Source organism: Stutzerimonas sp. VN223-3, assembly GCF_045999685.1.
In the GTDB taxonomy this organism is placed as follows: domain Bacteria; phylum Pseudomonadota; class Gammaproteobacteria; order Pseudomonadales; family Pseudomonadaceae; genus Stutzerimonas; species Stutzerimonas stutzeri_AR.
Map to the genome: position 1 here is coordinate 166,261 of NZ_RBEC01000002.1, position 22,014 is coordinate 188,274.

The window sequence follows — 22,014 nt, forward strand, 5'->3', positions numbered from 1 at the left end:
ACAAGGCAGGCCTATGCAGCGGCTTTATCGTAAACGCATCGTCCTGGGCGTCGGCGGCGGCATCGCCGCCTACAAGAGTGCCGAGCTGGTTCGCCGGCTCCGCGACCAGGGCGCCGAAGTGCGCGTCGTGATGACCAGTGGCGGTCGCGAATTCATCACCCCGCTGACGCTTCAGGCGCTTTCCGGCCACCCGGTTCATCTGGATCTGCTCGACCCCGCCGCCGAGGCCGCCATGGGGCATATCGAGCTGGCCCGCTGGGCCGACTTGATTCTGGTCGCACCCGCCACTGCGGATCTCATGGCGCGCCTGGCCCAAGGCATCGCCAACGACTTACTGACCACGCTGGTACTGGCCACCAACGCACCGGTTGCTCTGGCACCGGCGATGAATCAGGCGATGTGGGCCGACCCCGCGACTCAGGCAAACCATGCGCTGCTACAGCAAAGGGGCATTCGCATGTTCGGCCCCGCAGCAGGCAGCCAGGCCTGTGGCGACGTCGGCATGGGCCGGATGATGGAAGCGGATGATCTAGCTCAGGCTGCCGCCGACTGCTTCGAACGCAGTCTGTTGACCGGCCAGCATTTGCTGATCACTGCTGGCCCGACCCAGGAAAACATCGATCCGGTGCGTTACATCACCAATCACAGCTCCGGCAAGATGGGCTTTGCCTTGGCCGAAGCCGCCGCCGAAGCCGGTGCTCGCGTGACGCTGGTAGCGGGCCCGGTATTTCTGCCGACACCCGATCGGGTGCAGCGCATCGATGTTGTCAGCGCCCGCGACATGCTCGCCGCCTGCGAAGCGGCGATGCCTTGCGACCTCTTCATCGCCGCCGCCGCCGTTGCGGACTACCGTCCGGAAGTGGTCGCGCCGCACAAACTGAAGAAAGACCCTACCAAAGGTGATGGTTTGCTTCTGCAGATGGTCCGCAATCCCGATATTCTCGCCACTCTGGCCGGCCGCGAAGATCGCCCGTTCAGCGTCGGTTTTGCGGCCGAAACCGAGAATCTGCTGGAGTACGCCACACGCAAGCTACGTGACAAGAATCTCGATTTGATCGTTGCCAACGACGTCGCCAATCCCAGCATCGGCTTCAACAGCGAAGAAAATGCCGTCACGGTAATCGACCGTCAGCAGCACGAAACCCGTTTCAGCCAGGCCAGCAAAGGGCATATCGCCCGTCAGCTGATCGCCTTCATCGCCGACCGTTTTCATCAGGCCTAACATGCACAAACTCCAAGCGAAAATTCTCGACCCACGCCTTGGCCGGGATTTCCCCCTGCCCGCCTATGCCACCAGCGGTTCCGCCGGCCTCGACCTGCGCGCCATGCTGCAAGCCGACACCACCCTCGAGCCGGGCCAGACCCTGCTCATCCCCACCGGGCTGTCGATCCATATCGCCGACCCGAATCTCGCGGCGCTGGTTCTGCCGCGTTCGGGGCTCGGTCACAAGCATGGCATCGTGCTCGGTAATCTGGTCGGCCTGATCGACTCCGACTACCAGGGCGAGCTGATGGTCTCCTGCTGGAACCGCGGCCAGACCCGATTCGAGATCGCGGTTGGCGAGCGCATCGCGCAGCTCATGCTGGTGCCAGTGATCCAGGCACAGTTCGAGCTGGTGAATGAATTCGATAGCAGCGATCGCGGCGCGGGCGGCTTCGGTCACTCCGGCAGCCATTGAGCCATACCCGCCTTTCAGGACGATCCGAGGAGCTCCATGAAACTCTTCAAGCGCACCGCCAAGGACACCGGCGTACTCAATCCCGCCGACACCACATCATCCCCAACACGCCGTAGCGCCGGGCTCAATACTTTGATGCCGGGGCTGCTGCCAGGCTTGCTGGGCCTCGCCATCGCTGGCGCATTGCTCTGGATGGGGCACCAAAGCAGCCAGCAGCAGCATGCTGCCGAACTGACGCAGGCCTGGGGCCAAAGCCAGGCCTCGGCGGTCGAGCAAGCCCTTCGTCAACTGGCTGAAAATACTCGTGCCGCCGCCAGCGACCCCCAGCTTCTCGAGGCGCTGCGCAGCGAGCAGCCCGAGCGGATACGTGCCGCTGAACGTGAACTTGGCTACCGCGACGGTGTGGTCGATGCGCATCTCAGCTTGCGCGGCCAGGCCCGGCAGAACCCGGATCGTCCCGGACCGCTGAACTTCGCCGCGCTGGACCTGTTGCAACGTGCCGAAAACGGCGAGCCGCCAGCGCCCGAAGCGTTCAAGGTCGATAACCGCTGGCTGCTCTATAGTGCTGTCGCGCTACGCTCGTCTGCGCAACAACCGGCCGAGGGCACGCTGCTGCTGGTCACCAGTCTGGAGCGGTTCCTGGCTACGCTCCCGAAATTGCCCGCCGAGGCCGGCCAGCTACGCCTGGTTCAGCAATTCAATAGCGCGCCCGCGCAACTGCTCGCACAACGGGGCGGCGCGGGAATCGAAAGCAAGACGACAACGCTGTCCAGCGGCAATCCGAACTGGAAACTCAGCTTCCTGCCCAGTGCGAGCTTGGGTGCCGCAACACTATCACCGCTTTTGTTGCTCGCCGCGGCCCTGGCAGCACTTTGCGGTCTTCTGCTCGGCTTGCAGCTGGTGCTCAGCGCACAGCAGCGGCGGCTTCGTGAAGATGTCATGCATTTGGGCCAGATGGTGCAGGAACTCTCCAACGGCAAGGCCATCAAAACACCGACTTTGAGACTGCCAGCGCTTGATGCGCTAGCCAAGAGTCTGGTCCGTCTGCCGCTCCGCACCGCCGGAATGGCGCCGACCAAAGCGTCGGCCACACCGCAGCCAGCGGTTCGGCAACCCCAATCCGCCGAGTACGTCGATCCAGTATTCCAGGATAACGATATTCTCGACATCGACATTCTCGACGAGGACCAGGACTGGCTTGGCCTCGATACCAAGGAGCGAGAAACCGCAATGAGCGCCCCCAAAGCCCCACAACTGCCCGCCAGTATTTTTCGTGCCTACGACATCCGTGGGGTTGTCGGCGACACTCTGACCAACGAAACCGCTTACTGGGTAGGCCGCGCGGTCGGCTCCGAAAGCCTTGCCAAGGGTGAGCCGAATGTATCGGTTGGCCGTGATGGCCGCCTGTCCGGACCGGAACTGGTACAGCACCTGATCCAGGGCCTGGTGGACAGCGGTTGCAGCGTTAGCGACGTCGGCATGGTACCGACCCCGGTTCTCTACTACGCAGCCAACGTGCTGGCCGGCAAATCCGGCGTGATGCTGACCGGTAGCCACAACCCGCCGGACTACAACGGCTTCAAGATCGTCATTGCCGGCGATACCCTCGCCAATGAACAGATCCAGGTGCTGCGCCAGCGCATCGAGACCGGCGACCTCGCTGAGGGCGTCGGCCAGGCCGAGCAGATCGACGTACTGGAAAGCTATTTCAAGCGCATCCGCGACGATATCGCGCTGGCCAAACCGCTCAAGGTCGTGGTCGACTGCGGCAACGGCGTCGCTGGCGTCATCGCTCCCCAACTGATCGAGTCACTAGGCTGCAAGGTCATCCCGCTGTTCTGCGATGTCGACGGCAACTTCCCCAACCATCACCCGGATCCGGGCAAGCTGGAGAACCTCGAAGACCTGATTGCCAAGGTCAAATCGGAAAATGCCGATCTGGGCCTGGCCTTCGACGGTGACGGCGACCGCGTCGGTGTAGTGACCAACGCGGGCACGGTGGTCTACCCGGATCGCTTGCTGATGCTGTTTGCCAAGGACGTGGTGTCACGCAACCCAGGGGCGGACATCATCTTCGACGTCAAATGCACGCGTCGTCTGACTCCATTGATCAGTGGCTATGGCGGCCGCCCGGTGATGTGGAAGACCGGTCACTCGTTGATCAAGAAGAAGATGAAAGAAACTGGCGCCCTGCTGGCCGGCGAGATGAGCGGACACATCTTCTTCAAGGAGCGCTGGTACGGCTTCGATGATGGTATTTACAGTGCCGTGCGCCTGCTGGAAATCCTCAGCCAGGACAAGCGCCCTGCCGAGCAGGTCTTTGCAGCCTTCCCCAACGACCTTTCCACACCGGAAATCAACATCAAGGTCACCGAGGAAAGCAAGTTCACCATCATCGAAGCACTGCATCGCGACGCTCAGTGGGGCGAGGCCAACATCACCACGCTCGACGGCGTTCGTGTCGACTATCCGAAAGGCTGGGGCCTGGTGCGCGCGTCCAATACCACGCCGGTTCTGGTGCTGCGTTTCGAGGCCGAAAACGAGGAAGAGCTCAAGCGCATACAAGAAGTCTTCCGCGCACAGCTTTATACTGTCGCGCCCGACCTCACCCTGCCGTTCTGATCTGATTTGCGGAGCCCTGCATGACCCTCAGCCGTGAAGCCGCCACCCAATTCGCCCAGGTCCTGTCCGAAGCGCTGCCCTATATTCGCCGGTTCGTCGGCAAGACACTGGTCATCAAATACGGGGGCAACGCGATGGAAAGCGAGGAGCTGAAGACCGGCTTCGCCCGCGACATCGTGCTGATGAAAGCAGTGGGTATAAACCCTGTGGTGGTTCACGGCGGTGGCCCGCAGATCGGCGATCTGCTCAAGCGCCTGAATATCGAGAGTCAGTTCATTGATGGCATGCGGGTGACCGACAGCCAGACCATGGATGTGGTGGAAATGGTCCTCGGTGGCCAGGTCAACAAGAGCATCGTCAGCCTGATCAACCAGCACGGCGGAGCCGCCATCGGACTGACCGGCAAGGATGCCAAGCTGATCCGCGCCAAAAAGCTCAAGGCCACCCGCCAGACGCCGGAAATGACCTCACCGGAAATCATCGATATCGGTCAGGTTGGTGAAGTCACTGGAATCAATACAGAACTGCTGGAAATGCTGGTTCGCGGCAACTTCATTCCGGTCATCGCACCGATTGGCGTGGGTCCGGATGGCGAGTCCTATAACATCAATGCTGACTTGGTCGCAGGCAAAGTTGCCGAGGCGCTGAGATCCGAGAAGCTGATGTTGTTGACCAATATCGCCGGCCTAATGGACAAGCAGGGCCATGTGCTCACAGGGCTGACCACGGCGCAAGTCGATGAGCTGATCGCCGACGGCACCATCTATGGCGGTATGCTGCCGAAGATCCGCTGCGCATTGGAAGCGGTACAGGGTGGTGTGCATAGCGCTCACATCATCGACGGTCGCGTGCCCAACGCGGTGCTGTTGGAGATCTTCACCGACATCGGCGTCGGCACCCTCATTACCAACCGCAAGTAAACGCCGACTCATAACAAAGAAGCCCGGCCTTCCGTGGGGAGAGCTGGGCTTCTTTTTGCGAGCCGCCTATTGGGACTGGCCGAGCAACTCGGCGACTCGTTCACGCTCTTTGCCGAAACTGACTTCGGCTTTGTTGCGGGCCTGCTTGTAGCGCTCGATATCGCGCCGCAGGCTGGCCTGTTCCTTATTGAGGTTGTGGATCTGCGTCAGCAGCTGTTGGGGTACCTGGCGGCCGGCACGCTCATGGCTCGCCGCCTGACTTTGCAGATTGGCTTGCTGGGTGCGCAGCGCCTGCAAATTGCCGCGCGTGATGCCGATTACGCTATCCAGCTCTGACAGCTTTCTCGCCTGGGCTCGCTCGACATCCTTGACGCTGGCATACAGACGCAGCAGCTGCGCATCCGACCCGGCGCGGGCCTTGGCTTCGAGCAAACGTTGACGCTCTTCGGGCGTCGGCGCGGGCGGCACCACTCGAGTGACCCGCCCCTGGTCGTTGAGCACTTCATAGCCTTTGCCGATATGCTGGGGCGGGACGCCGTGACGATCGAGCACGACCACGCCCTTGTCATCGACATAGCGATACAGGTCAGCATGGGCAGCCGCTGCACCCAACAAGCCACACAGCAAAAGTACCCTGCTCCCTATTTGCATCTTTAGCCTCTTCCGTATTCGACGCGCTCGGTACAGCCACTCGAAACGCCCATGTTTTTATGTTCGGACAGCGCCCAGCTTATACAACCAGCCAGACTTGAACAGCAATAAGCACACCAACAAGGGGATCAAGAAGTACAGAAACATCACGGCAGCGACCCGTGCGGCGGCACCAACTGTCAACAACGCTCAGCAAAAAAAATCATTGGGTAGCTTAAACGTCCACGCCACCCAGACTCAAAGCACTGCAGAGGGGCCACGGTTTATGCAAATGAAGGTGGTCCTTATTCGTCAGTTGCTGACACAAAACAGGACGTCCGACTCAAGGATCTCGGCTGAGAATGGACTATGCGGCGGCTCTGCCGCTGCCAACTACTCAACCGCTCAAATCCCGTATTGATCCCGGTAAGCCTCAACCGCTGGCAAGTACCGTTTGAGTTGTTCATCTTGAGCCAAGAACTCCAGCACTTGCGCGAGCGAAACAATGCTCACTACAGGCATGCCATAGTCGCGCTCCACTTCCTGAATGGCCGACAACTGGCCCTGGCCGCGCTCCTGCCGGTTGAGCGCAATGAGGACACCGGCGGCCTCAGCACCTTCCGCACGAATGATTTGCATCACTTCGCGAATCGCGGTTCCGGCGGTAATGACGTCATCGACGATCAGCACGCGCCCGGTGAGCGGCGATCCCACTAACGTACCGCCTTCACCGTGATCCTTGGCTTCCTTACGATTGAAGCACCACGGCAAGTCGCGTTGGTGGTGCTCGGCCAGCGAGATCGCTGTCGCCGCAGCCAGGGGAATTCCCTTGTAGGCAGGGCCGAAGATCACATCGAAATCGATACCGCTATCGACGACGGCGGCCGCGTAAAAGCGACCTAGTTGGGCCAGCGCCGATCCAGTATTGAACAAGCCGGCATTGAAGAAATAAGGGCTGGTGCGCCCGGATTTCAGGGTGAACTCACCGAAGCGCAGAACCCCGCGCTCGATGGCGAAGCGAATGAACTCGCGCTGGTACGCCTGCATGAAGAATATTCCCGGAAGACACTGATTTAGCTAATTGCAAAGAGCTTGGGTTATCATACACGCACGTGTTTTTAGGGGCCATTTATGCGGATCATCAGCGTCAACGTGAATGGCATTCAAGCGGCGGCACAGCGGGGTCTTCTCAGCTGGCTGCAAGCGCAGAATGCCGACGTCATCTGCCTGCAGGATACCCGCGCCTCCGTAGTAGAACTCGATGATCCGGCCTATCAGCTCGACGGCTATTTCCTCTATACAGTCGACGCTGAGATTCCGGAGCAGGGCGGTGTTGCGTTGTACTCCAGATTGCAGCCGAAGGCCGTGATCATGGGCCTCGGCTTCGAGACCGCCGACCGCTACGGCCGCTATCTGCAGGCCGATTTCGACAAGGTCAGCATTGCTACCCTGCTACTGCCTACCGGCCGCGGCAGCGACGAGGAGCTGAACCAGAAATTCAAGTTCATGGACGATTTCGCTCACTACCTCGATAAGCAGCGTCGCAAACGTCGTGAATATCTCTATTGCGGCTCGCTGTATGTCGCGCATCAGAAACTGGACGTGAAGAACTGGCGCGACTGCCAGCAAGCCACCGGCTTCCTGCCGCCGGAGCGCGCCTGGCTCGACGAAATATTCGGCAACATGGGCTATGTCGATGCACTGCGTGAAGTGAGCCGAGAAGGGGATCTTTACAGCTGGTGGCCGGATACTGAGCAGGCGCAGATGCTCAACTTGGGCTGGCGCTTCGACTATCAGATCCTCACCTCGGGCATGCGCCGCTTTGTACGCAACGCGCGCCTTCCCCGTCAGCCACGATTCTCGCAGCATGCCCCGCTGGTAGTGGACTACGACTGGACACTTAGTCTTTAAGCTGGAAGCTGGAATCCAATCAAGTAGAGGCTGAGAGCCTGCCAGGCTCCTGCTTTTACTTAAAGTTTGTAGCTTGCCGCTACCTGACAATCCGCCAACAGAATGGATAGCGATAGGGCTTGCCTTCGTTAGCGCGAATGCCGGCAATCACTACGAGCACCAGCGCTACCACACTGATCAGCGCCATCAATGGAAAGCCGATCAGAACCCACGCCAGCACCCCACAGATCATCAGCAGAATGCTGAACGTGATCTGAAAGTTGAGCGCCTCCTTGCCCTGCTCGTCGACGAAGGGATCCATATCTTTTTTCAGCTGCCAGACGATCAGCGGCCCCAGCACGTTGCCGATCATCGGCACCAGAAACCAGAAGAACGCCGAGTAGTGACAGAACATTGCCCATTGCCGCGCTTGCGGCGAAGGCTGGGGTACGAGCTCCTGGTCAGACATGGCGTTCTCCTCTGGATCAATCGGCCAGCGCGGCTTTCTGCAGCGCGAACAATTCCTGCATGCCGCTCTGCGCCAGCGCGAGCATGGCGTTGAGCTCTTCCGGCTGGAACGGTGCGCCTTCGGCGGTGCCCTGTACCTCGATGAAACCACCTGCGTCGGTCATGACCACGTTGAGGTCGGTTTCGGCTGCCGAGTCTTCCAGATAGTCCAGATCGAGCACCGGCTCACCCTGATACATACCCACTGAAACTGCGGCGACCATCTGCTTGAGCGGATCACCACCCTTCAATCCACCGCGCTTCTTGAGCAACTTCAAGGCATCGACCAGCGCCACCATCGCACCGGTAATCGAAGCAGTGCGAGTACCACCATCGGCCTGAATCACATCGCAATCGATATAGATGGTGTTTTCGCCCAGCTTGCTCATGTCCAGCGCCGCGCGTAGCGAGCGCCCGATCAACCGTTGAATCTCGAGGGTGCGCCCGCCCTGCTTGCCTCGGCTGGCTTCACGCTGGTTACGCTCGCCAGTGGCGCGCGGCAGCATGCCGTATTCGGCGGTCAGCCAACCCTGGCCCTGCCCCTTGAGAAAACGCGGTACGCCATTTTCGATGCTGGCGGTGCAGATCACTTTGGTATCACCGAACTCCACCAGCACCGAGCCCTCGGCATGCTTGGTGTAGTTGCGGGTGATGCGGATAGAACGCAGCTGATCGGCGGCGCGGCCACTGGGACGCTTCATGGGTATTTCCTACTTCATCGATTCTGGTGCCGGCATTATAGGAGGCTTTGGTGCAGAATTACGCGCCCGGCCTGCCGATCGGCAAAAGCACCAGAGGCTAACGGCTATACGACAAGCACAGGGCGGCAACCATTGCGTTGCTTCTCATCGTCCAGCCTCAAACGCCTTTTTGATTTACAATCCGTCGCCTTTCGCCATCGCACCGAGGGGTTACCCAATGATTCACAGCATGACCGCCTTCGCACGGGCCGAGCAGGCCAGCGACCACGGCACCCTCAGCTGGGAAATCCGTTCGGTGAACCACCGCTATCTGGAGCCGCATCTGCGCCTACCCGAAGCCTTCCGCGACCTTGAGGGCGCTGTCCGAGAAGCGCTACGCAAGGGCCTGTCGCGCGGCAAGGTCGAATGCACACTGCGCTTTACCGAGGACGCCGCTGGCCGCTCGATGCAGGTAGACAATCAGCGGGCCAGCCAGCTGATTGCCGCAGCGGAAAGCGTCGCCGCATTGATCAAGCAACCAGCGCCACTCAATCCATTGGAAATACTGGCCTGGCCGGGCGTACTGGTGGGTGACGCGGCCGATCCCCAGGCGCTCAACAGCGCGGCCTTACAGCTGTTTCACCGGACACTGGGGGAGCTGAAGGATGGCCGCCAGCGCGAGGGCGAAGAGCTGGCTCGCCTGATCAACGAGCGCCTCGATGCGATCACCGAGGAAACCGCCACGCTGCGTTTTCAGGTCCCGCAGATGCTCGCTGCCCAGCGGCAGAAGGTGCTGGACCGCTGCGCCGAAATGCGCGTCGACCTGGATCCGCAACGTCTCGAACAGGAGATGGTAATGCTGGCGCAGAAGAGCGACGTCGCCGAGGAGCTGGACCGCCTGACGACTCACGTCAGCGAGGTGCGCCGGGTACTGAAGTCCGGCGGCGCCGCCGGTCGGCGTCTGGATTTCCTCATGCAGGAACTCAATCGTGAAGCCAATACACTCGGATCCAAAGCATTTGACACTCGTAGCACCCAGGCGGCGGTAAGCCTCAAGGTGCTCATCGAACAGATGCGTGAACAGGTCCAGAACATCGAATAGCAACGCCGCTTGGCGCTGCACGGCGGGCCGGCCTCGGGCTGCCGTTGCCAAGCCTACATTCAGTAACCGTTCAGAGAATCACATGTCAGCCTCCACCGGTACGCTCTATATCGTTTCCGCCCCTTCCGGCGCCGGCAAGACCAGCCTGGTCAAGGCCCTGCTCGATGCGCAGCCGCAGACTCGAGTCTCTGTCTCGCATACGACCCGCCCCATGCGCCCGGGCGAGGTGGATGGGATCAACTATCACTTCGTCAGCCGCGAAGAATTCCTCGAGCGGCTGGAGCACGACGAATTCCTTGAACACGCCGAGGTATTTGGCAACCTCTACGGCACATCGCAGCGCTGGCTCGAACAGACCCTGAAAGAAGGCTATGACCTGATTCTGGAAATCGACTGGCAGGGCGCCCAGCAAGTCCGCCGGCTGATGCCGCAGGCCAAGTCCATCTTCATTCTGCCGCCCACCCAGGAAGCGCTGCGTCAGCGCCTGACCAACCGGGGCCAGGACAGCGACGAGGTGATCCAGAAGCGCATGCGCGAGGCGGTCAGCGAAATGACTCATTACATCGAATACGACTATCTGGTGATCAACGACGACTTCGCCCACGCCCTGATCGACCTGCAAGCGATTTTCCGCGCCAATCAGCTGCTGCAAACCGCTCAGCAACAGCGGTTCGATGGACTGCTCAAGCAGTTGCTGACTTAGCTGCAAGCTGATCAGTGTCGCGGCCTACTCCGAGCCCCCGAGCGTGGCTTTTTTCTTCACTCGCAGCTTGAGGCCTGAAGCTTGCCGCTGCTTTTCACTTTTTACCGCTTCCCTATTGGCTGGTGATTTTTTAGACTATTCCGTCCGCTCGCCCATTCGGGCATGCTTTACCGCTATTGATGAGGAACACCATGGCCCGCGTTACCGTTGAAGACTGTCTGGACAACGTAGATAACCGCTTCGAGCTGGTCATGCTCGCCACCAAGCGCTCGCGTCAGCTGGCCACAGGCGGCAAAGAGCCCAAGGTAGCCTGGGAAAATGACAAGCCGACCGTAGTTGCGTTGCGCGAAATCGCATCCGGTCTGGTGGATTATGACGTGATCGCACAAGACGACATCGTCGACGACGAGCCGCTATTCGTACAGTACGAGGAAGAGCCCAACGAGGCCCTTTAACTAAATGCCAGGTCGAGGTCGAACCGCAGATACAGCGCCCCGCCGGCAAGGAGCAACGCCTTGCCAGCCATAGACGCCCTTGCCGATCGCCTATCGACCTACCTCGGCGCAGACCAGGTAAACCTGGTGCGCCGTGCCTATTTCTATGCTGAGCAGGCCCATGATGGCCAGCGTCGGCGCAGCGGTGAAGCCTACGTCACCCATCCCCTCGCGGTAGCCAACATCCTCGCCGACATGCACATGGATCATCAGAGCCTGATGGCCGCGATGCTGCATGACGTCATCGAGGACACCGGCATCGCCAAGGAAGCGCTCACCGCGCAGTTCGGCGAGACCGTCGCCGAACTGGTCGACGGAGTCAGCAAGCTGACCCAGATGAAGTTCGAAACCAAGGCCGAAGCCCAGGCGGAGAACTTTCAGAAAATGGCCATGGCCATGGCACGCGACATCCGCGTGATCCTGGTCAAGCTCGCCGACCGCCTGCATAACATGCGCACACTTGAAGTGCTGGCCGGCGAAAAGCGCCGTCGCATCGCCAAAGAAACCCTGGAAATTTACGCGCCCATCGCCAATCGCCTGGGCATGCATGCGATGCGCGTGGAGTTCGAGGATCTCGGCTTCAAGGCCATGCACCCGATGCGTTCGGAACGCATCCGCGCTGCGGTCCGTCGCGCCCGCGGCAACCGTAACGAAATCGTCGAAAAAATCGAACAGTCACTGATTCACTGCCTTGAGCGCGAAAGCCTCGAAGGCGAGGTGGTGGGCCGCGAGAAACATCTGTTCAGCATCTACAAAAAGATGCGCGGCAAGCGCAAGGCGTTCAACGAGATCATGGACGTCTACGCTTTCCGCATCGTGGTCGACAAGGTTGACACCTGCTACCGCGTGCTCGGCGCGGTGCACAGCCTTTACAAGCCACTCCCCGGTCGCTTCAAGGACTACATCGCGATTCCCAAGGCGAATGGCTATCAGTCCCTGCACACCACCCTGTTCGGCATGCACGGCGTGCCCATCGAGATCCAGATTCGCACCCGCGAAATGGAAGAGATGGCCAATAACGGCATCGCAGCCCACTGGCTGTATAAATCCGATGACGAAGAAGCCTCCAAAGGCACCCATGCCCGCGCGCGGCAGTGGGTCAAAGGCGTGCTGGAACTACAAGAGCGCGCCGGTAATTCGCTGGAATTCATCGAGAGCGTCAAAATCGACCTGTTTCCGGACGAGGTCTACGTCTTTACGCCCAAGGGCAGCATCATGGAGCTGCCCAAAGGCTCGACCGCGGTGGACTTCGCTTATGCGGTGCATACCGACGTCGGCAATACCTGCATTGCCTGCCGCGTCAACCGGCGTCTGGCGCCGCTGTCGCAGGCACTGGAAAGCGGCAGCACTGTTGAAATCGTCACGGCGCCTGGAGCGCGACCGAATCCCGCCTGGCTTAATTTCGTGGTCACCGGCAAGGCGCGAACGCATATTCGCCACGCGCTGAAACTGCAACGCCGCTCGGAGTCGATCAACCTTGGCGAGCGCCTGTTGAATAAGGTGCTCACCGGCTTCGAAACCAGCCTGGAAAAGGTCTCCCAGGAACGCATCAGGGCGGTGCTCAACGAATACCACATGGAGGTCGTCGAAGACCTGCTTGAAGACATCGGCCTGGGCAACCGCATGGCTTACGTGATCGCGCGACGCCTGCTAGCCAGCGAAGGCGAACAGGCGCCAAGCGCCGAGGGGCCGCTAGCCATTCGTGGCACCGAGGGCCTGGTGCTCAACTACGCTAAATGTTGCACGCCGATTCCGGGCGATCCGATCGTTGGCCATCTTTCCGCCGGCAAGGGCGTGGTGGTGCATCTGGACACCTGCCGGAACATCAGCGAAGTCCGCCAAAACCCGGATAAATGCATCCAGCTGTCCTGGTCCAAAGACGTTACCGGGGAGTTCAACGTCGAGCTGCGAGTCGAATTGGAGCATCAGCGCGGCCTGATTGCCCTGCTCGCTGGCAGCGTCAACGCTGCCGATGGCAACATCGAGAAGATCGGCATGGACGAGCGTGACGGTCGCATCAGTGTCGTTCAACTAGTGGTCAGCGTGCATGATCGCGTGCACCTGGCTCGCGTAATCAAGAAGCTGCGCGCGATCAAGGGCGTCATGCGGATCACGCGGGTAAAAGCATAACGTCGACGGACGCGCTTGAAGGCTAGAAGCGTAACTGCAAAAAGACTCTAGGCTGTTTCGTTCGACCTCACAGCGGCCCTTCCGCCCTTTCAACCAAGGAATTCTCATGTCCAAAACCGTGATCCATAGCGACAAAGCGCCCGCAGCCATTGGCACCTATTCCCAAGCGATCAAGGCCGGAAACACCGTCTACATGTCCGGACAGATCCCCCTCGATCCTAAGACTATGGAGCTGGTAGAAGGCTTCGAAGCGCAGACCGTACAGGTGTTCGAGAACCTCAAGGCCGTTGCCGAAGCCGCTGGTGGTTCGCTGAAAGACATCGTCAAACTGAACATCTTTCTCACTGACCTGGGCAACTTCGCTACGGTCAACGAAGTCATGAGCCGCTATTTCCAGCAGCCCTACCCCGCCCGCGCCGCCATCGGTATCGCCGCGCTGCCAAAGGCGGCACAGGTGGAAATGGACGCCATCATGGTGCTCGACTAAGCCGCGACAGCCCAGCCTGACCGCCACCCGACCGGTTGCAGGGAGCGCGACTGATGACCGTATCCGGCCACCTAGCATCGCGACTGCTGCTGGTTTGCGCGGGCTTGCTGGCGGCCTGCGCACTCTATCTCGCCGAACCGACACTGCTACAGACGCTGCGCAACAGCCTCTTCGACCAGTATCAACGCTGGCAGCCACGCGCCGAGCCGGCCGAGACCAAAGTGTTGCTGGTGGATATCGACGAGAGCAGCCTCGCACGCCTTGGCCAGTGGCCCTGGCCACGAAACCTCATGGCGCAGCTGCTGGACCGACTGCGTGAGGCCGGCGCCGCCGTTGTGGTTTTCGATGTACTGTTCGCCGAACCGGACCGCAGCTCCCCAGCGCAGCTGCGCAACCGACTTCCCTCGGAACTGGCGGCCCAACTGAAAGGGCTACCCGACCATGACCAGCTGTTCGCCGATGCCCTCGAGCGCCAGCCCAGCGTCCTCGGTTTCGCCGCCACACGTGCGGCCAGCCAAACCGCACCGCTGAGCCGCTTCGCCGTGCGCATGAGGGCCGATGCCGGCACGCCCAGGTTTCCCGCCTATGCCGGCACCGCGAGCGCATTACCTGAGCTGGAAAACGCCGCCAAGGGCAGTGGCGCGATGACCTTTCAACCTGACAGCGATGGCGTGGTGCGACGCGTACCCCTGATGATACGAAGCGACGGACAGTTGCTGCCTTCCCTGGCAGCCGAAGCCATACGGGTGTATTTGAAGCAGAATCTCTACCGCATCGACGCCAACGAGCACGGCGACATCATTCAGGTCCACATCGGGCCGGAAAGCCTGCCGACCAGCCGTAGCGGAGAGCTCTGGGTCCATTATCGCGAGGACATGAGCACGCAAAGCCTGCCCGCATGGCAAGTGCTTCAGGGCAGGCCCGATGCCAGATTGCAGGACGCTATCGTCCTGGTTGGCAGCTCGGCGCAGGGGCTGCAGGACCTTCGTTTCAGTCCGCTCGGCAGGATGATTCCCGGCGTGCAAGTCCATGCGCAGGCCATCGAGCAGGCGCTCTACGGCAAACCACTGCAGCGCCCATACTGGGCCACCCCGTTAGAAGCCCTGACGCTGCTGCTCGCCGCGCTGCTGCTCTGCGGGCTGACGCTCACCACCGGCGCCCTTACCGGCGCGCTGGCTTGCGCAGCCTTGCTGGCCGTGCTCAACCTTGGCGCCTGGTGGGCGTACTCCAGGCATGGGCTGTTGTTCGACCCACTCAGTCCATCCCTGGGCCTGGCGCTCAGCTACCTCGGCGCCAGTATTGCTCGGCATCGGGCCAGCGAGAGGCAACAGCGCTGGGTTCGTGCCGCCTTTTCCCGCTACATTTCTCCGAATCTGGTCGAACACCTGGTCCGCCATCCCGCGCAGTTGCGGTTGGGGGGCGAGCGCAGGCATTGCAGTTTCGTCTTCACCGATCTCACCGGCTCCACCGCGCTGATGGACGAGCAATCGCCGGAACGGCTAGTAAGCATGCTCAACGAATACCTGGAAGGCATCATTCAGATCGCCTTTCGTCATGAAGGAACGCTGGAGCGCATCATGGGCGATGGCCTGGCCATCCTCTTCTCCGCGCCGCTGGTGCAAACCGATCATCAGACCCGCGCCCTCGCCTGTGCGCTGGAAATTCGCCAGTTCACCCGCCAGCATGCGGCCAACCAGCAGGCCGCCGGTGTCCCGCTTGGGTGCACCCGTATCGGTGTGCACAGCGGCGAAGCCGTAGTAGGCAATTTCGGCGGCTCGACATTGTTCGACTATCGCGCGCTGGGCGACGCAGTGAATATCGCGGCGAGGCTGGAAGGGTTGAACCGCTATCTGGGTACCGATCTTTGCGTATCGGAGGCAATCCGCGCGGCCAATCCGAACGTGCCGATGCGCACGATCGGCGACGTCGTGCTCAAGGGCAAGCAGCAGCCAATCCGCCTCTACGAGCCTTGCGAAATGGATATAGATAACGCCTACGACGCCGCCTATGCCCTGCTCGCGGCCGAGCATCCAAATGCCGTCGAGGCATTCAGCGCGCTGCACGCCCAGCGGCCGGACGATGCGCTAATCAGCTATCAGCTGCAGCGTTTACTCAACGGCCAGCGCGGCGAGCGGATCGTAATGACGGAGAAGTGAAGCGGCTCAGCGCACGCTGACCTCGACCCGGCGGTTGCGCGGCTCGGATACACCGTCGGACGTCTTGATCAGCAGGTTGCGTTCGCCGTGTGAGGATACGGTCAGATCGATCATCTCGATCGCCCGACTTCTCAGCATATCGGCGATCGCCTGGGCTCTGATCAAGCCCAGTTGCTCGTTCCAACCTGGACCGCTGAGCGTATCGGTATGCCCGATGACAGAGACGGCCGACGGACCACGCAGACGGATCGCCTCGACGACCTGTTCGATGGCCCGCTGCGACTCCTCCGTCAGCTCGGCGCTGCCGAGCTTGAAATACAGCTGAAAGCGCTGAGGCAGCGATGGCTGGGCGGCCAGTGCCGCGGAGAAGTCATGGGCGATGCGCAGCTCGCCGACATGGAACGGGCCCGAGCCGAGCGCTCTGGTACCGATGGCCAGACCCTGTTGCTTGCGGTCAAGCCGCGTCTGGCCCTTGGCATCTTCAATTATCACCGCACCGGTGGTGCCGTCCGGGCTCTCCAGCAGCACCACGTAGTCACCCGTCACGCATCCTGACAGCAGCAGGGCTAAACACAACAGCGCGCATGTATTTCGCAGCATCCGCCTCACTCGCCGACCTTCACCAGGAAATGCGTACCGCGCACGCCGATGGTGCCGGTGGGGGTTTTCAGCTCGACCGCCTCGGGCTTGAGCTTGGCGATGACGCCGGAGATGAAGTTCAACGTACCGCGGCTGATGCGTGCACTCAGCCGAAGTTCTTCGCGCGCGGGTTCGAATTGATATTCGTCGAGGGTGAACTCGCTGTTAGGACCGAAGGACATCACCGTGTTATCGCTGAGGGTGACGCCCATCGAGCCTTGCGCTCCGGTTCGTAGAATCGCGCCGAGCACTACTGCCTGGCCGGCGCGGGCATCGATGGTCTGTCCACGGCTGGTGACGGTCGCCGCACCCTGCACTTTCATGATGTAGCCAACCGGCTCGGCAAGCGCTTGCGCCTGGCTCATCACAGGCAAAGCCAATACACCGGCGATAAGCAAAGGCCGGACGCGTTTAAGCGCAGCAAGGGCGTTCCCGTACATCATCGTTCCCATTCTCCGTCGCAGGTCGTTGCCGTTTCGATCGCCGTCCGAAGCTAGCGCTCAGGTCGACAGGCCGACTACTTCCTGTCGTGCCCCGTCAGGCTTCGCCGCAGAATGCAGGATGACCTTCGGCAAATACAAGTTCGGCTACGAGACCTGCGCCTCAGAGCGGCCACTTGGTCGCGGCCGTCCCGCTGACGGACCGGTTGATGTCGACCATCTAGAAGCGAACGATTCAGTTGACTGCGCGTACGCCGCGGTCCCAGAGCGCCTGATCGTTGAGCTGGCGAGTATCGACATAGCGCGGCACACCGCTGATCTCTTCGAGTTCGGTCATGCCAGCGAGCTGGTTGACGATGCGATAACGCTTGCCAGCGGCCTTGTCTTGCAAAGGGTAAAGCGCCGCGATCTGCTGCGCCAATTCGGTAAGGGTGGACATGGTGCGGGTGCTGCTCTGGATGCGAAGGGCAGGCTATTTACTACGGATCAAGAATAATTTCGCGCGATGGCCGACGCCTAGCAGGCCATTCATCGGAACGCCCTGTTTTCACCTCAATTTATGGCACAGGCGGGCTTTTATCGCCGCTGCGCAACGGCCGGAGCTGCCGGCCGTCCCTCGCCAAAACCGTGCGTGACGATCCCGCCTTCCGAGTTGTTCCACTTGTTCTAAGCGCGCCATCAACTGCTGCGCCGCCTTGGGACGGTCGCGGCGAGCACGCACCATCGGCGAGCGTACAACGTGTACACGCGACGATAATCAAACCATTTATATCCTAGAAAAAACTTATTAAATAACAGATAGATACGATAAATCCGGCACGTTCTGGCACACCCAGTGCAACTTCAAACACAGGCGTTATGCCCTGTTAGTACAAGTTGCTCAACCGCCAAGGTGAAGACAATGGACAACCGGAACAGCCTGCTTGCAACCTCGTTTCTCGGATCGCTCATGGTGTTGAGCGGCCCTGCGGCAGCGGAGACCATCCGCGTCGGCATTGGCCACCAGAGCATGGTTACCAACACCGTCTCCGGCGGCGTCGTGCTGGAAAAGCTCGGCCTGCTGGACCAGCACTTGCCCAAGACTGGCAAATACAAGGATACGGACTACCAGATCGAATTTCGCGACTACGATTCCGGCCCGCCGATCACCAATCAGATGCTTGCCGGCAAGCTCGACTTCGGCGTCATGGGTGACTATCCGCTGATCGTCAACGGTGCCAAATTTCAGCAAACCGGCAAACAGCAGACCCGCTTCATCGCCGTGACCGGCTACAACCTCAAGGGCACCGGCAACGGCATCGTGGTGCCGGCGGCATCCTCCGTGCAGAGCCTTCAGGACCTAGCCGGCAAAAGCCTGTCCACACCCGTTGGCAGTGCGGCCTGGGGCATGACGCTCAAGGTACTTCGCGACGCCGGCCTGTCGGACAAGGTTACTCTGGTCAATCAGTCGCCACCCGTAGGTGCAGCCAACATCGCGGCCGGCAAGATCGACGCGCATGCCGATTTCTGCCCTTGGTCGGAAATCATGGAGTTCCGCGGTACTGGCCGGAAAATCTATGACGGCAGCGAGGCCGGGATTCCCACCTTCCACGGCATCGTGGTGCGCGAGGAATTCGCCAAGCAATACCCCGAAGTCGTCGAAGGCGTGCTCAAGGCCACTATCGCCGCGCAGAAATGGATCAGCGAAGACCCGATGCGCGCCGCCACCCAGGTGGCCGAGTGGACCGGTGTCGACAAGGAAGTGCTCTACCTCTACTTCAGCGACGGCGGCATCTCGACCATGGAAGCGAGCATCAAGCCGCAATGGGTCGATGCCATGAAGTACGACCATGGCCTGCTGCAAAAGGAAATGCAGATTCCCGACCTCGATTTCGCCGCGTGGATCGATGACTCCTACCTGAAGAAAGCCTACGCCGCGTCGAACCTCGACTACGACTCGATGGTGCAAAGCGTGGTCAGTCCCGCTCCGCGGGCGCCTGGTCGCAAGCCCGCGGAAATCTGGTTCGCTGAGAAAGGCATCGTTGCCTACGACGACACCGCCGCGATGCTCGCCGCCGAAGAAGCGGCCAAGGCCGACGGCGCGGCCATCAACGCCACCTACGTCTACGACAACCTCACCGGCCTGAAGCTGTTCGGCAAGTCCGCCTACCTGATCAAGGACCCGAGCGGTGAGGTGCTCGCCTTCATGAAGAAAAGCGACTCCGAGCGACATATCGCCGAAAGCAGCGGCGTGCCGCTGACCGCCGCGCAACCGGTCGCGATGTTGCCCTGATCCGCTCGTATGCGCCGCAGAGCGCACATCAAACCTGAGCCGAGGAGCGTAGCCATGAGTGTCAAACCGAACCCCGTGTTCGATTCAGCCACGGCGGTATCCGCAGCGATCGCGGCGCCTGCGCTGGAAGTTGCAGCAGCGCCCAGCCCGTCCGCTGCACCGAGCGCATCCGCCGCTGGCGTGCCGCGCCGGCGCCTGCCGAATATGACCGGGCGCTATCTGGTGCGCATCGCCGCGCTGCTGATGGCGCTGGTGGTCTGGCATTTCGCCGCCAGCAATGGCTTCAACTTCTTCATCAACTTCGAGAACGTGCCGACCCCGCTGCTGGTAGGCGAGGCGCTGGTCGCTCAGCTATCCAGCTCGGAGTTCTACCTGCACATTGCCCATAGCATGGAGCGAATCGCCATTGCCTACGCCTACGCCGTGGTGCTGGGCGTGCTGACCGGCGTGATGATGGGCCGCTCGCGTTGGGCCGAAGACATCATCCTGCCGTACATCGAGCTGTTCCGGCCGATTCCGGCAGTGGCGTGGATTCCGCTGGCGATCCTGATGCTGCCCACCGAGCAGTCGAGCATCGTCTTCATCACCTTTCTCGGCGCCTTCTTCCCCATCGTGCTGAATACCGTGCACGGCGTGGAGCAGACGCCGGACGTATTGGTCCGCGCCGCCCGCAGCCTGGGCGCCAGCAAGAAGGCCATCCTCTGGCACGTGGTGATTCCCGGTGCGATGCCAAGCATCGTCGCCGGGTTGGCGATCGGCATGGGCGTGGCCTGGTTCTCGCTGCTGGCCGGCGAAATCATCAGCGGCCAGTACGGCATCGGCTACTTCACCTGGACCAGCTACACCCTGGTCAAGTACCCGGAAATCATCATCGGCATGTTGACCATCGGTGGCCTCGGCACCCTGTGCACCCTGCTCGTGCGCAAGGCCTGCAACCCGCTGCTGCACTGGCAGGCCAAAGGAGGCCGGCCATGAACAGCGCCGTACAGGACAACCGCCTCGCCGTGCTCGACCACAGCCGCCTGCGGGCCAAAACCAACGCCAAGGGCGACGGGCGCGGCCACATCAGCGTGCGCAACCTGCACATCGAGTTCGACCACAACGGCGGCAAGCGCGCCGCTGTTCAAGATGCTCAGCTGGAGATCCGCCCCGGCGAGTTCGTCTGCCTGCTCGGGCCGTCCGGCTGCGGCAAGTCGACCCTGCTCAACGCCATGGCCGGTTTCGTCCATCCGACTCGCGGCGAGCTGAGCATCGACGGCAAAAGCGTCGATGCTCCGAGTCCGGATCGCGGCATGGTGTTCCAGCAGCACTCGCTGTTTCCCTGGAAGACCGTGCGCGACAACGTCGCCTTCGGCCCGCTGATGGCCGGCGCGTCGCGCAACGAGGCGTGCAGCGTGGCGCGTACCTTTCTCTCGCTGGTCGGTCTTGCCGCCTTCGATGATGCCTACCCCGGCACGCTGTCCGGCGGCATGCAGCAGCGCGTCGGCATCGCCCGCGCGCTGGCCAACTACCCAAGCGTGCTGCTGATGGACGAGCCCTTCGGCGCGCTGGATGCGCAGACGCGAATCATGATGCAGGAGAACCTGCTGGAGATCTGGCGCGAGTTCAAGAACACCGTTGTGTTCGTCACTCACGATATAGATGAGGCCGTGTTTCTCTCCGATCGCATCGTGGTGATGAGCGCCAGCCCCGGCCGGATCATCGCCGACATCAAGGTCTCGCTGCCCCGGCCGCGCGAGCAGAGTCTGCTCACCAGCGCCGAGTTCATGGACTACAAGCGCCAGTGCCTCGACCTGATCCGGCAGGAAACCCTGCGCGCCTTCCAGCAGCAGAACGGGGGCTGAGCCATGCGTGAAATCCGCCGCTTCTCGCCCCCGCTCGACATGACCTGTCATGACAGGCTGGAGCTCACCCAATGAAAGGCACCCAATCACTCGCCCCCGGCCAGTCGCCACTGCCGCTGTACGTGCAGATTCGCGACGACCTGCGGCGCAAGATTCTCGAAGGCAGCTACGTCGTGCATGAACGCCTGCCCTCGGAAAACGAGCTGATGAACGCCTTTGGCGTCAGCCGCATCACCATTCGTCAGGCGCTGCGCGACCTGCACAACGAAGGGCTAGTGTTCAGCGCACAAGGCAAGGGCACCTACGTCAGCAAGCCCAAGGCCGTGCAAAACGTTCAGCGTTTGCAGGGGTTCGGCGAGGCCATGGCCGCACAGGGCTACGAAGCCACGGCGCGGCTGTTGTCGATTCAAGAGCGCAAACCGCCCAAGGCCGTCATCGCCGCGCTGCATCTGCTGGCGGGCGAAGAGGTGGTCGAGGTCAAGCGCGTGCGCTACCTCAACCGCGACGCCGTCTGCGTCGAGAACAGCTATTTCCCCCTCGACATCGGCCGGCGGCTGTTCGGCCTGGACCTGTCCGGCGACATCTTTCCGCTGCTGGAAAACGCCTTCGGCATCGCCCTCGGGCGCGCCGACATCAGCCTCGACGCCACCCTGGCCGACGAGGAACACCAGCACTACCTGGCCCTCAAGCCGGGCGAACCCATCCTGCGCGTCGAGCGGCTGACCCACGACCGCACCGGCCGCCCCATCGACTTCGAATACCTCTGCTACCGCGGCGACGCATTCAAATACCAGTTCCGAGTGGATCGGAAATAGGAGG

22 protein-coding genes are annotated in these 22,014 nt (G+C 61.3%); 15 read left to right on the top strand and 7 right to left on the bottom strand.

What is annotated here, in order from left to right:
* Nucleotides 1-13 precede the first annotated feature (13 nt).
* The 4 genes from coaBC to argB all read left to right on the top strand — a co-directional run bounded on the left by coaBC (nucleotide 14) and on the right by argB (nucleotide 5,221).
* Nucleotides 14-1,222 (top strand): bifunctional phosphopantothenoylcysteine decarboxylase/phosphopantothenate--cysteine ligase CoaBC, encoded by a 1,209-nt coding sequence (gene coaBC, locus D7241_RS09595; protein WP_255979918.1) that lies wholly within the window; start codon nucleotides 14-16, stop codon nucleotides 1,220-1,222.
* 1 nt (nucleotide 1,223) lies between these two features.
* Nucleotides 1,224-1,679, top strand: a complete 456-nt coding sequence (gene dut, locus D7241_RS09600; protein ID WP_408101332.1) for a dUTP diphosphatase — start codon at nucleotides 1,224-1,226, stop codon at nucleotides 1,677-1,679.
* A 1,230-nt stretch (nucleotides 1,680-2,909) separates the two neighbouring features.
* Nucleotides 2,910-4,301 (top strand): phosphomannomutase/phosphoglucomutase, encoded by a 1,392-nt coding sequence (gene algC, locus D7241_RS09605; RefSeq protein WP_408102309.1) that lies wholly within the window; start codon nucleotides 2,910-2,912, stop codon nucleotides 4,299-4,301.
* 20 nt (nucleotides 4,302-4,321) lie between these two features.
* Entirely contained in the window at nucleotides 4,322-5,221 is a 900-nt protein-coding gene (argB, locus tag D7241_RS09610; RefSeq protein ID WP_408101333.1) for an acetylglutamate kinase, read from the top strand.
* 66 nt (nucleotides 5,222-5,287) lie between these two features.
* Here argB and D7241_RS09615 read toward each other — a convergent pair whose 3' ends face one another.
* Nucleotides 5,288-5,872 (bottom strand): DUF4124 domain-containing protein, encoded by a 585-nt coding sequence (locus D7241_RS09615; RefSeq protein ID WP_408101334.1) that lies wholly within the window; start codon nucleotides 5,870-5,872, stop codon nucleotides 5,288-5,290.
* 384 nt (nucleotides 5,873-6,256) lie between these two features.
* The gene (pyrE, locus tag D7241_RS09620) at nucleotides 6,257-6,898 is read right to left on the bottom strand and encodes an orotate phosphoribosyltransferase (RefSeq protein WP_408101335.1); all 642 of its coding nucleotides are present in this window, start codon (nucleotides 6,896-6,898) and stop codon (nucleotides 6,257-6,259) included.
* An 84-nt stretch (nucleotides 6,899-6,982) separates the two neighbouring features.
* On the opposite strand from pyrE, the gene D7241_RS09625 reads away from it, so the two are divergent.
* Complete coding sequence (locus tag D7241_RS09625; RefSeq protein ID WP_408101336.1) at nucleotides 6,983-7,762, top strand: catabolite repression control protein Crc; 780 nt, start codon at nucleotides 6,983-6,985, stop codon at nucleotides 7,760-7,762.
* A 79-nt stretch (nucleotides 7,763-7,841) separates the two neighbouring features.
* On the opposite strand, the gene D7241_RS09630 is transcribed toward D7241_RS09625, so the two are convergent.
* Both D7241_RS09630 and rph read right to left on the bottom strand, forming a co-directional pair.
* Nucleotides 7,842-8,210 carry a DUF4870 domain-containing protein gene (locus D7241_RS09630; RefSeq protein WP_255979906.1) on the bottom strand — a complete coding sequence of 123 codons (369 nt, stop codon included), beginning with the start codon at nucleotides 8,208-8,210 and terminating at the stop codon, nucleotides 7,842-7,844.
* A gap of 16 nt (nucleotides 8,211-8,226) precedes the next feature.
* Nucleotides 8,227-8,949 carry a ribonuclease PH gene (gene rph, locus D7241_RS09635; protein WP_408101337.1) on the bottom strand — a complete coding sequence of 241 codons (723 nt, stop codon included), beginning with the start codon at nucleotides 8,947-8,949 and terminating at the stop codon, nucleotides 8,227-8,229.
* Between the two features lie 217 nt (nucleotides 8,950-9,166).
* On the opposite strand from rph, the gene D7241_RS09640 reads away from it, so the two are divergent.
* The 6 genes from D7241_RS09640 (at nucleotide 9,167) to D7241_RS09665 (ending at nucleotide 16,000) form a co-directional block, all read left to right on the top strand.
* Nucleotides 9,167-10,030 (top strand): YicC/YloC family endoribonuclease, encoded by an 864-nt coding sequence (locus tag D7241_RS09640; protein WP_408101338.1) that lies wholly within the window; start codon nucleotides 9,167-9,169, stop codon nucleotides 10,028-10,030.
* Between the two features lie 82 nt (nucleotides 10,031-10,112).
* On the top strand, nucleotides 10,113-10,733 hold the full coding sequence (gmk, locus tag D7241_RS09645) for a guanylate kinase (protein WP_408101339.1): 621 nt from the start codon (nucleotides 10,113-10,115) through the stop codon (nucleotides 10,731-10,733).
* Between the two features lie 191 nt (nucleotides 10,734-10,924).
* Complete coding sequence (gene rpoZ / locus D7241_RS09650; RefSeq protein WP_021207191.1) at nucleotides 10,925-11,188, top strand: DNA-directed RNA polymerase subunit omega; 264 nt, start codon at nucleotides 10,925-10,927, stop codon at nucleotides 11,186-11,188.
* 60 nt (nucleotides 11,189-11,248) lie between these two features.
* The gene (spoT, locus tag D7241_RS09655; protein WP_408101340.1) at nucleotides 11,249-13,357 is read left to right on the top strand and encodes a bifunctional GTP diphosphokinase/guanosine-3',5'-bis pyrophosphate 3'-pyrophosphohydrolase; all 2,109 of its coding nucleotides are present in this window, start codon (nucleotides 11,249-11,251) and stop codon (nucleotides 13,355-13,357) included.
* A 106-nt stretch (nucleotides 13,358-13,463) separates the two neighbouring features.
* Nucleotides 13,464-13,844, top strand: a complete 381-nt coding sequence (locus D7241_RS09660; RefSeq protein ID WP_408101341.1) for a RidA family protein — start codon at nucleotides 13,464-13,466, stop codon at nucleotides 13,842-13,844.
* A 53-nt stretch (nucleotides 13,845-13,897) separates the two neighbouring features.
* The gene (locus D7241_RS09665) at nucleotides 13,898-16,000 is read left to right on the top strand and encodes a CHASE2 domain-containing protein (RefSeq protein ID WP_408101342.1); all 2,103 of its coding nucleotides are present in this window, start codon (nucleotides 13,898-13,900) and stop codon (nucleotides 15,998-16,000) included.
* A 6-nt stretch (nucleotides 16,001-16,006) separates the two neighbouring features.
* On the opposite strand, the gene D7241_RS09670 is transcribed toward D7241_RS09665, so the two are convergent.
* The 3 genes from D7241_RS09670 to D7241_RS09680 all read right to left on the bottom strand — a co-directional run bounded on the left by D7241_RS09670 (nucleotide 16,007) and on the right by D7241_RS09680 (nucleotide 17,518).
* Nucleotides 16,007-16,600, bottom strand: a complete 594-nt coding sequence (locus D7241_RS09670) for an OmpA family protein (protein ID WP_408101343.1) — start codon at nucleotides 16,598-16,600, stop codon at nucleotides 16,007-16,009.
* A 5-nt stretch (nucleotides 16,601-16,605) separates the two neighbouring features.
* Nucleotides 16,606-17,082: a FecR domain-containing protein gene (locus tag D7241_RS09675; protein ID WP_408101344.1), complete on the bottom strand. Its 477-nt coding sequence runs from the start codon at nucleotides 17,080-17,082 to the stop codon at nucleotides 16,606-16,608.
* A gap of 232 nt (nucleotides 17,083-17,314) precedes the next feature.
* The gene (locus D7241_RS09680; protein WP_255979888.1) at nucleotides 17,315-17,518 is read right to left on the bottom strand and encodes a hypothetical protein; all 204 of its coding nucleotides are present in this window, start codon (nucleotides 17,516-17,518) and stop codon (nucleotides 17,315-17,317) included.
* A gap of 462 nt (nucleotides 17,519-17,980) precedes the next feature.
* Between D7241_RS09680 and D7241_RS09685 the strand changes: the two genes are divergently transcribed.
* From D7241_RS09685 to D7241_RS09700, 4 genes are all read left to right on the top strand, one after another.
* Nucleotides 17,981-19,351 carry an ABC transporter substrate-binding protein gene (locus D7241_RS09685; protein WP_408101345.1) on the top strand — a complete coding sequence of 457 codons (1,371 nt, stop codon included), beginning with the start codon at nucleotides 17,981-17,983 and terminating at the stop codon, nucleotides 19,349-19,351.
* A 54-nt stretch (nucleotides 19,352-19,405) separates the two neighbouring features.
* Entirely contained in the window at nucleotides 19,406-20,326 is a 921-nt protein-coding gene (locus D7241_RS09690) for an ABC transporter permease (protein WP_408101346.1), read from the top strand.
* On the top strand, nucleotides 20,323-21,195 hold the full coding sequence (locus tag D7241_RS09695) for an ABC transporter ATP-binding protein (protein ID WP_408101347.1): 873 nt from the start codon (nucleotides 20,323-20,325) through the stop codon (nucleotides 21,193-21,195). Before D7241_RS09690 ends, D7241_RS09695 begins: the two co-directional genes overlap by 4 nt.
* Before the next feature lie 71 nt (nucleotides 21,196-21,266).
* Nucleotides 21,267-22,010 carry a GntR family transcriptional regulator gene (locus D7241_RS09700; RefSeq protein WP_408101348.1) on the top strand — a complete coding sequence of 248 codons (744 nt, stop codon included), beginning with the start codon at nucleotides 21,267-21,269 and terminating at the stop codon, nucleotides 22,008-22,010.
* Nucleotides 22,011-22,014 lie beyond the last annotated feature (4 nt).

What these genes read in the sequence shown, in the direction of transcription:
- coaBC (WP_255979918.1), top strand. Translation starts at nt 14, where the DNA reads ATGCAGCGGCTTTATCGTAAACGCATCGTCCTGGGCGTCGGCGGCGGC.
- dut (WP_408101332.1), top strand. Translation starts at nt 1,224, where the DNA reads ATGCACAAACTCCAAGCGAAAATTCTCGACCCACGCCTTGGCCGGGAT.
- algC (WP_408102309.1), top strand. Translation starts at nt 2,910, where the DNA reads ATGAGCGCCCCCAAAGCCCCACAACTGCCCGCCAGTATTTTTCGTGCC.
- argB (WP_408101333.1), top strand. Translation starts at nt 4,322, where the DNA reads ATGACCCTCAGCCGTGAAGCCGCCACCCAATTCGCCCAGGTCCTGTCC.
- D7241_RS09615 (WP_408101334.1), bottom strand. Translation starts at nt 5,872, where the DNA reads ATGCAAATAGGGAGCAGGGTACTTTTGCTGTGTGGCTTGTTGGGTGCA.
- pyrE (WP_408101335.1), bottom strand. Translation starts at nt 6,898, where the DNA reads ATGCAGGCGTACCAGCGCGAGTTCATTCGCTTCGCCATCGAGCGCGGG.
- D7241_RS09625 (WP_408101336.1), top strand. Translation starts at nt 6,983, where the DNA reads ATGCGGATCATCAGCGTCAACGTGAATGGCATTCAAGCGGCGGCACAG.
- D7241_RS09630 (WP_255979906.1), bottom strand. Translation starts at nt 8,210, where the DNA reads ATGTCTGACCAGGAGCTCGTACCCCAGCCTTCGCCGCAAGCGCGGCAA.
- rph (WP_408101337.1), bottom strand. Translation starts at nt 8,949, where the DNA reads ATGAAGCGTCCCAGTGGCCGCGCCGCCGATCAGCTGCGTTCTATCCGC.
- D7241_RS09640 (WP_408101338.1), top strand. Translation starts at nt 9,167, where the DNA reads ATGATTCACAGCATGACCGCCTTCGCACGGGCCGAGCAGGCCAGCGAC.
- gmk (WP_408101339.1), top strand. Translation starts at nt 10,113, where the DNA reads ATGTCAGCCTCCACCGGTACGCTCTATATCGTTTCCGCCCCTTCCGGC.
- rpoZ (WP_021207191.1), top strand. Translation starts at nt 10,925, where the DNA reads ATGGCCCGCGTTACCGTTGAAGACTGTCTGGACAACGTAGATAACCGC.
- D7241_RS09660 (WP_408101341.1), top strand. Translation starts at nt 13,464, where the DNA reads ATGTCCAAAACCGTGATCCATAGCGACAAAGCGCCCGCAGCCATTGGC.
- D7241_RS09665 (WP_408101342.1), top strand. Translation starts at nt 13,898, where the DNA reads ATGACCGTATCCGGCCACCTAGCATCGCGACTGCTGCTGGTTTGCGCG.
- D7241_RS09670 (WP_408101343.1), bottom strand. Translation starts at nt 16,600, where the DNA reads ATGCTGCGAAATACATGCGCGCTGTTGTGTTTAGCCCTGCTGCTGTCA.
- D7241_RS09675 (WP_408101344.1), bottom strand. Translation starts at nt 17,082, where the DNA reads ATGATGTACGGGAACGCCCTTGCTGCGCTTAAACGCGTCCGGCCTTTG.
- D7241_RS09680 (WP_255979888.1), bottom strand. Translation starts at nt 17,518, where the DNA reads ATGTCCACCCTTACCGAATTGGCGCAGCAGATCGCGGCGCTTTACCCT.
- D7241_RS09685 (WP_408101345.1), top strand. Translation starts at nt 17,981, where the DNA reads ATGGACAACCGGAACAGCCTGCTTGCAACCTCGTTTCTCGGATCGCTC.
- D7241_RS09690 (WP_408101346.1), top strand. Translation starts at nt 19,406, where the DNA reads ATGAGTGTCAAACCGAACCCCGTGTTCGATTCAGCCACGGCGGTATCC.
- D7241_RS09695 (WP_408101347.1), top strand. Translation starts at nt 20,323, where the DNA reads ATGAACAGCGCCGTACAGGACAACCGCCTCGCCGTGCTCGACCACAGC.
- D7241_RS09700 (WP_408101348.1), top strand. Translation starts at nt 21,267, where the DNA reads ATGAAAGGCACCCAATCACTCGCCCCCGGCCAGTCGCCACTGCCGCTG.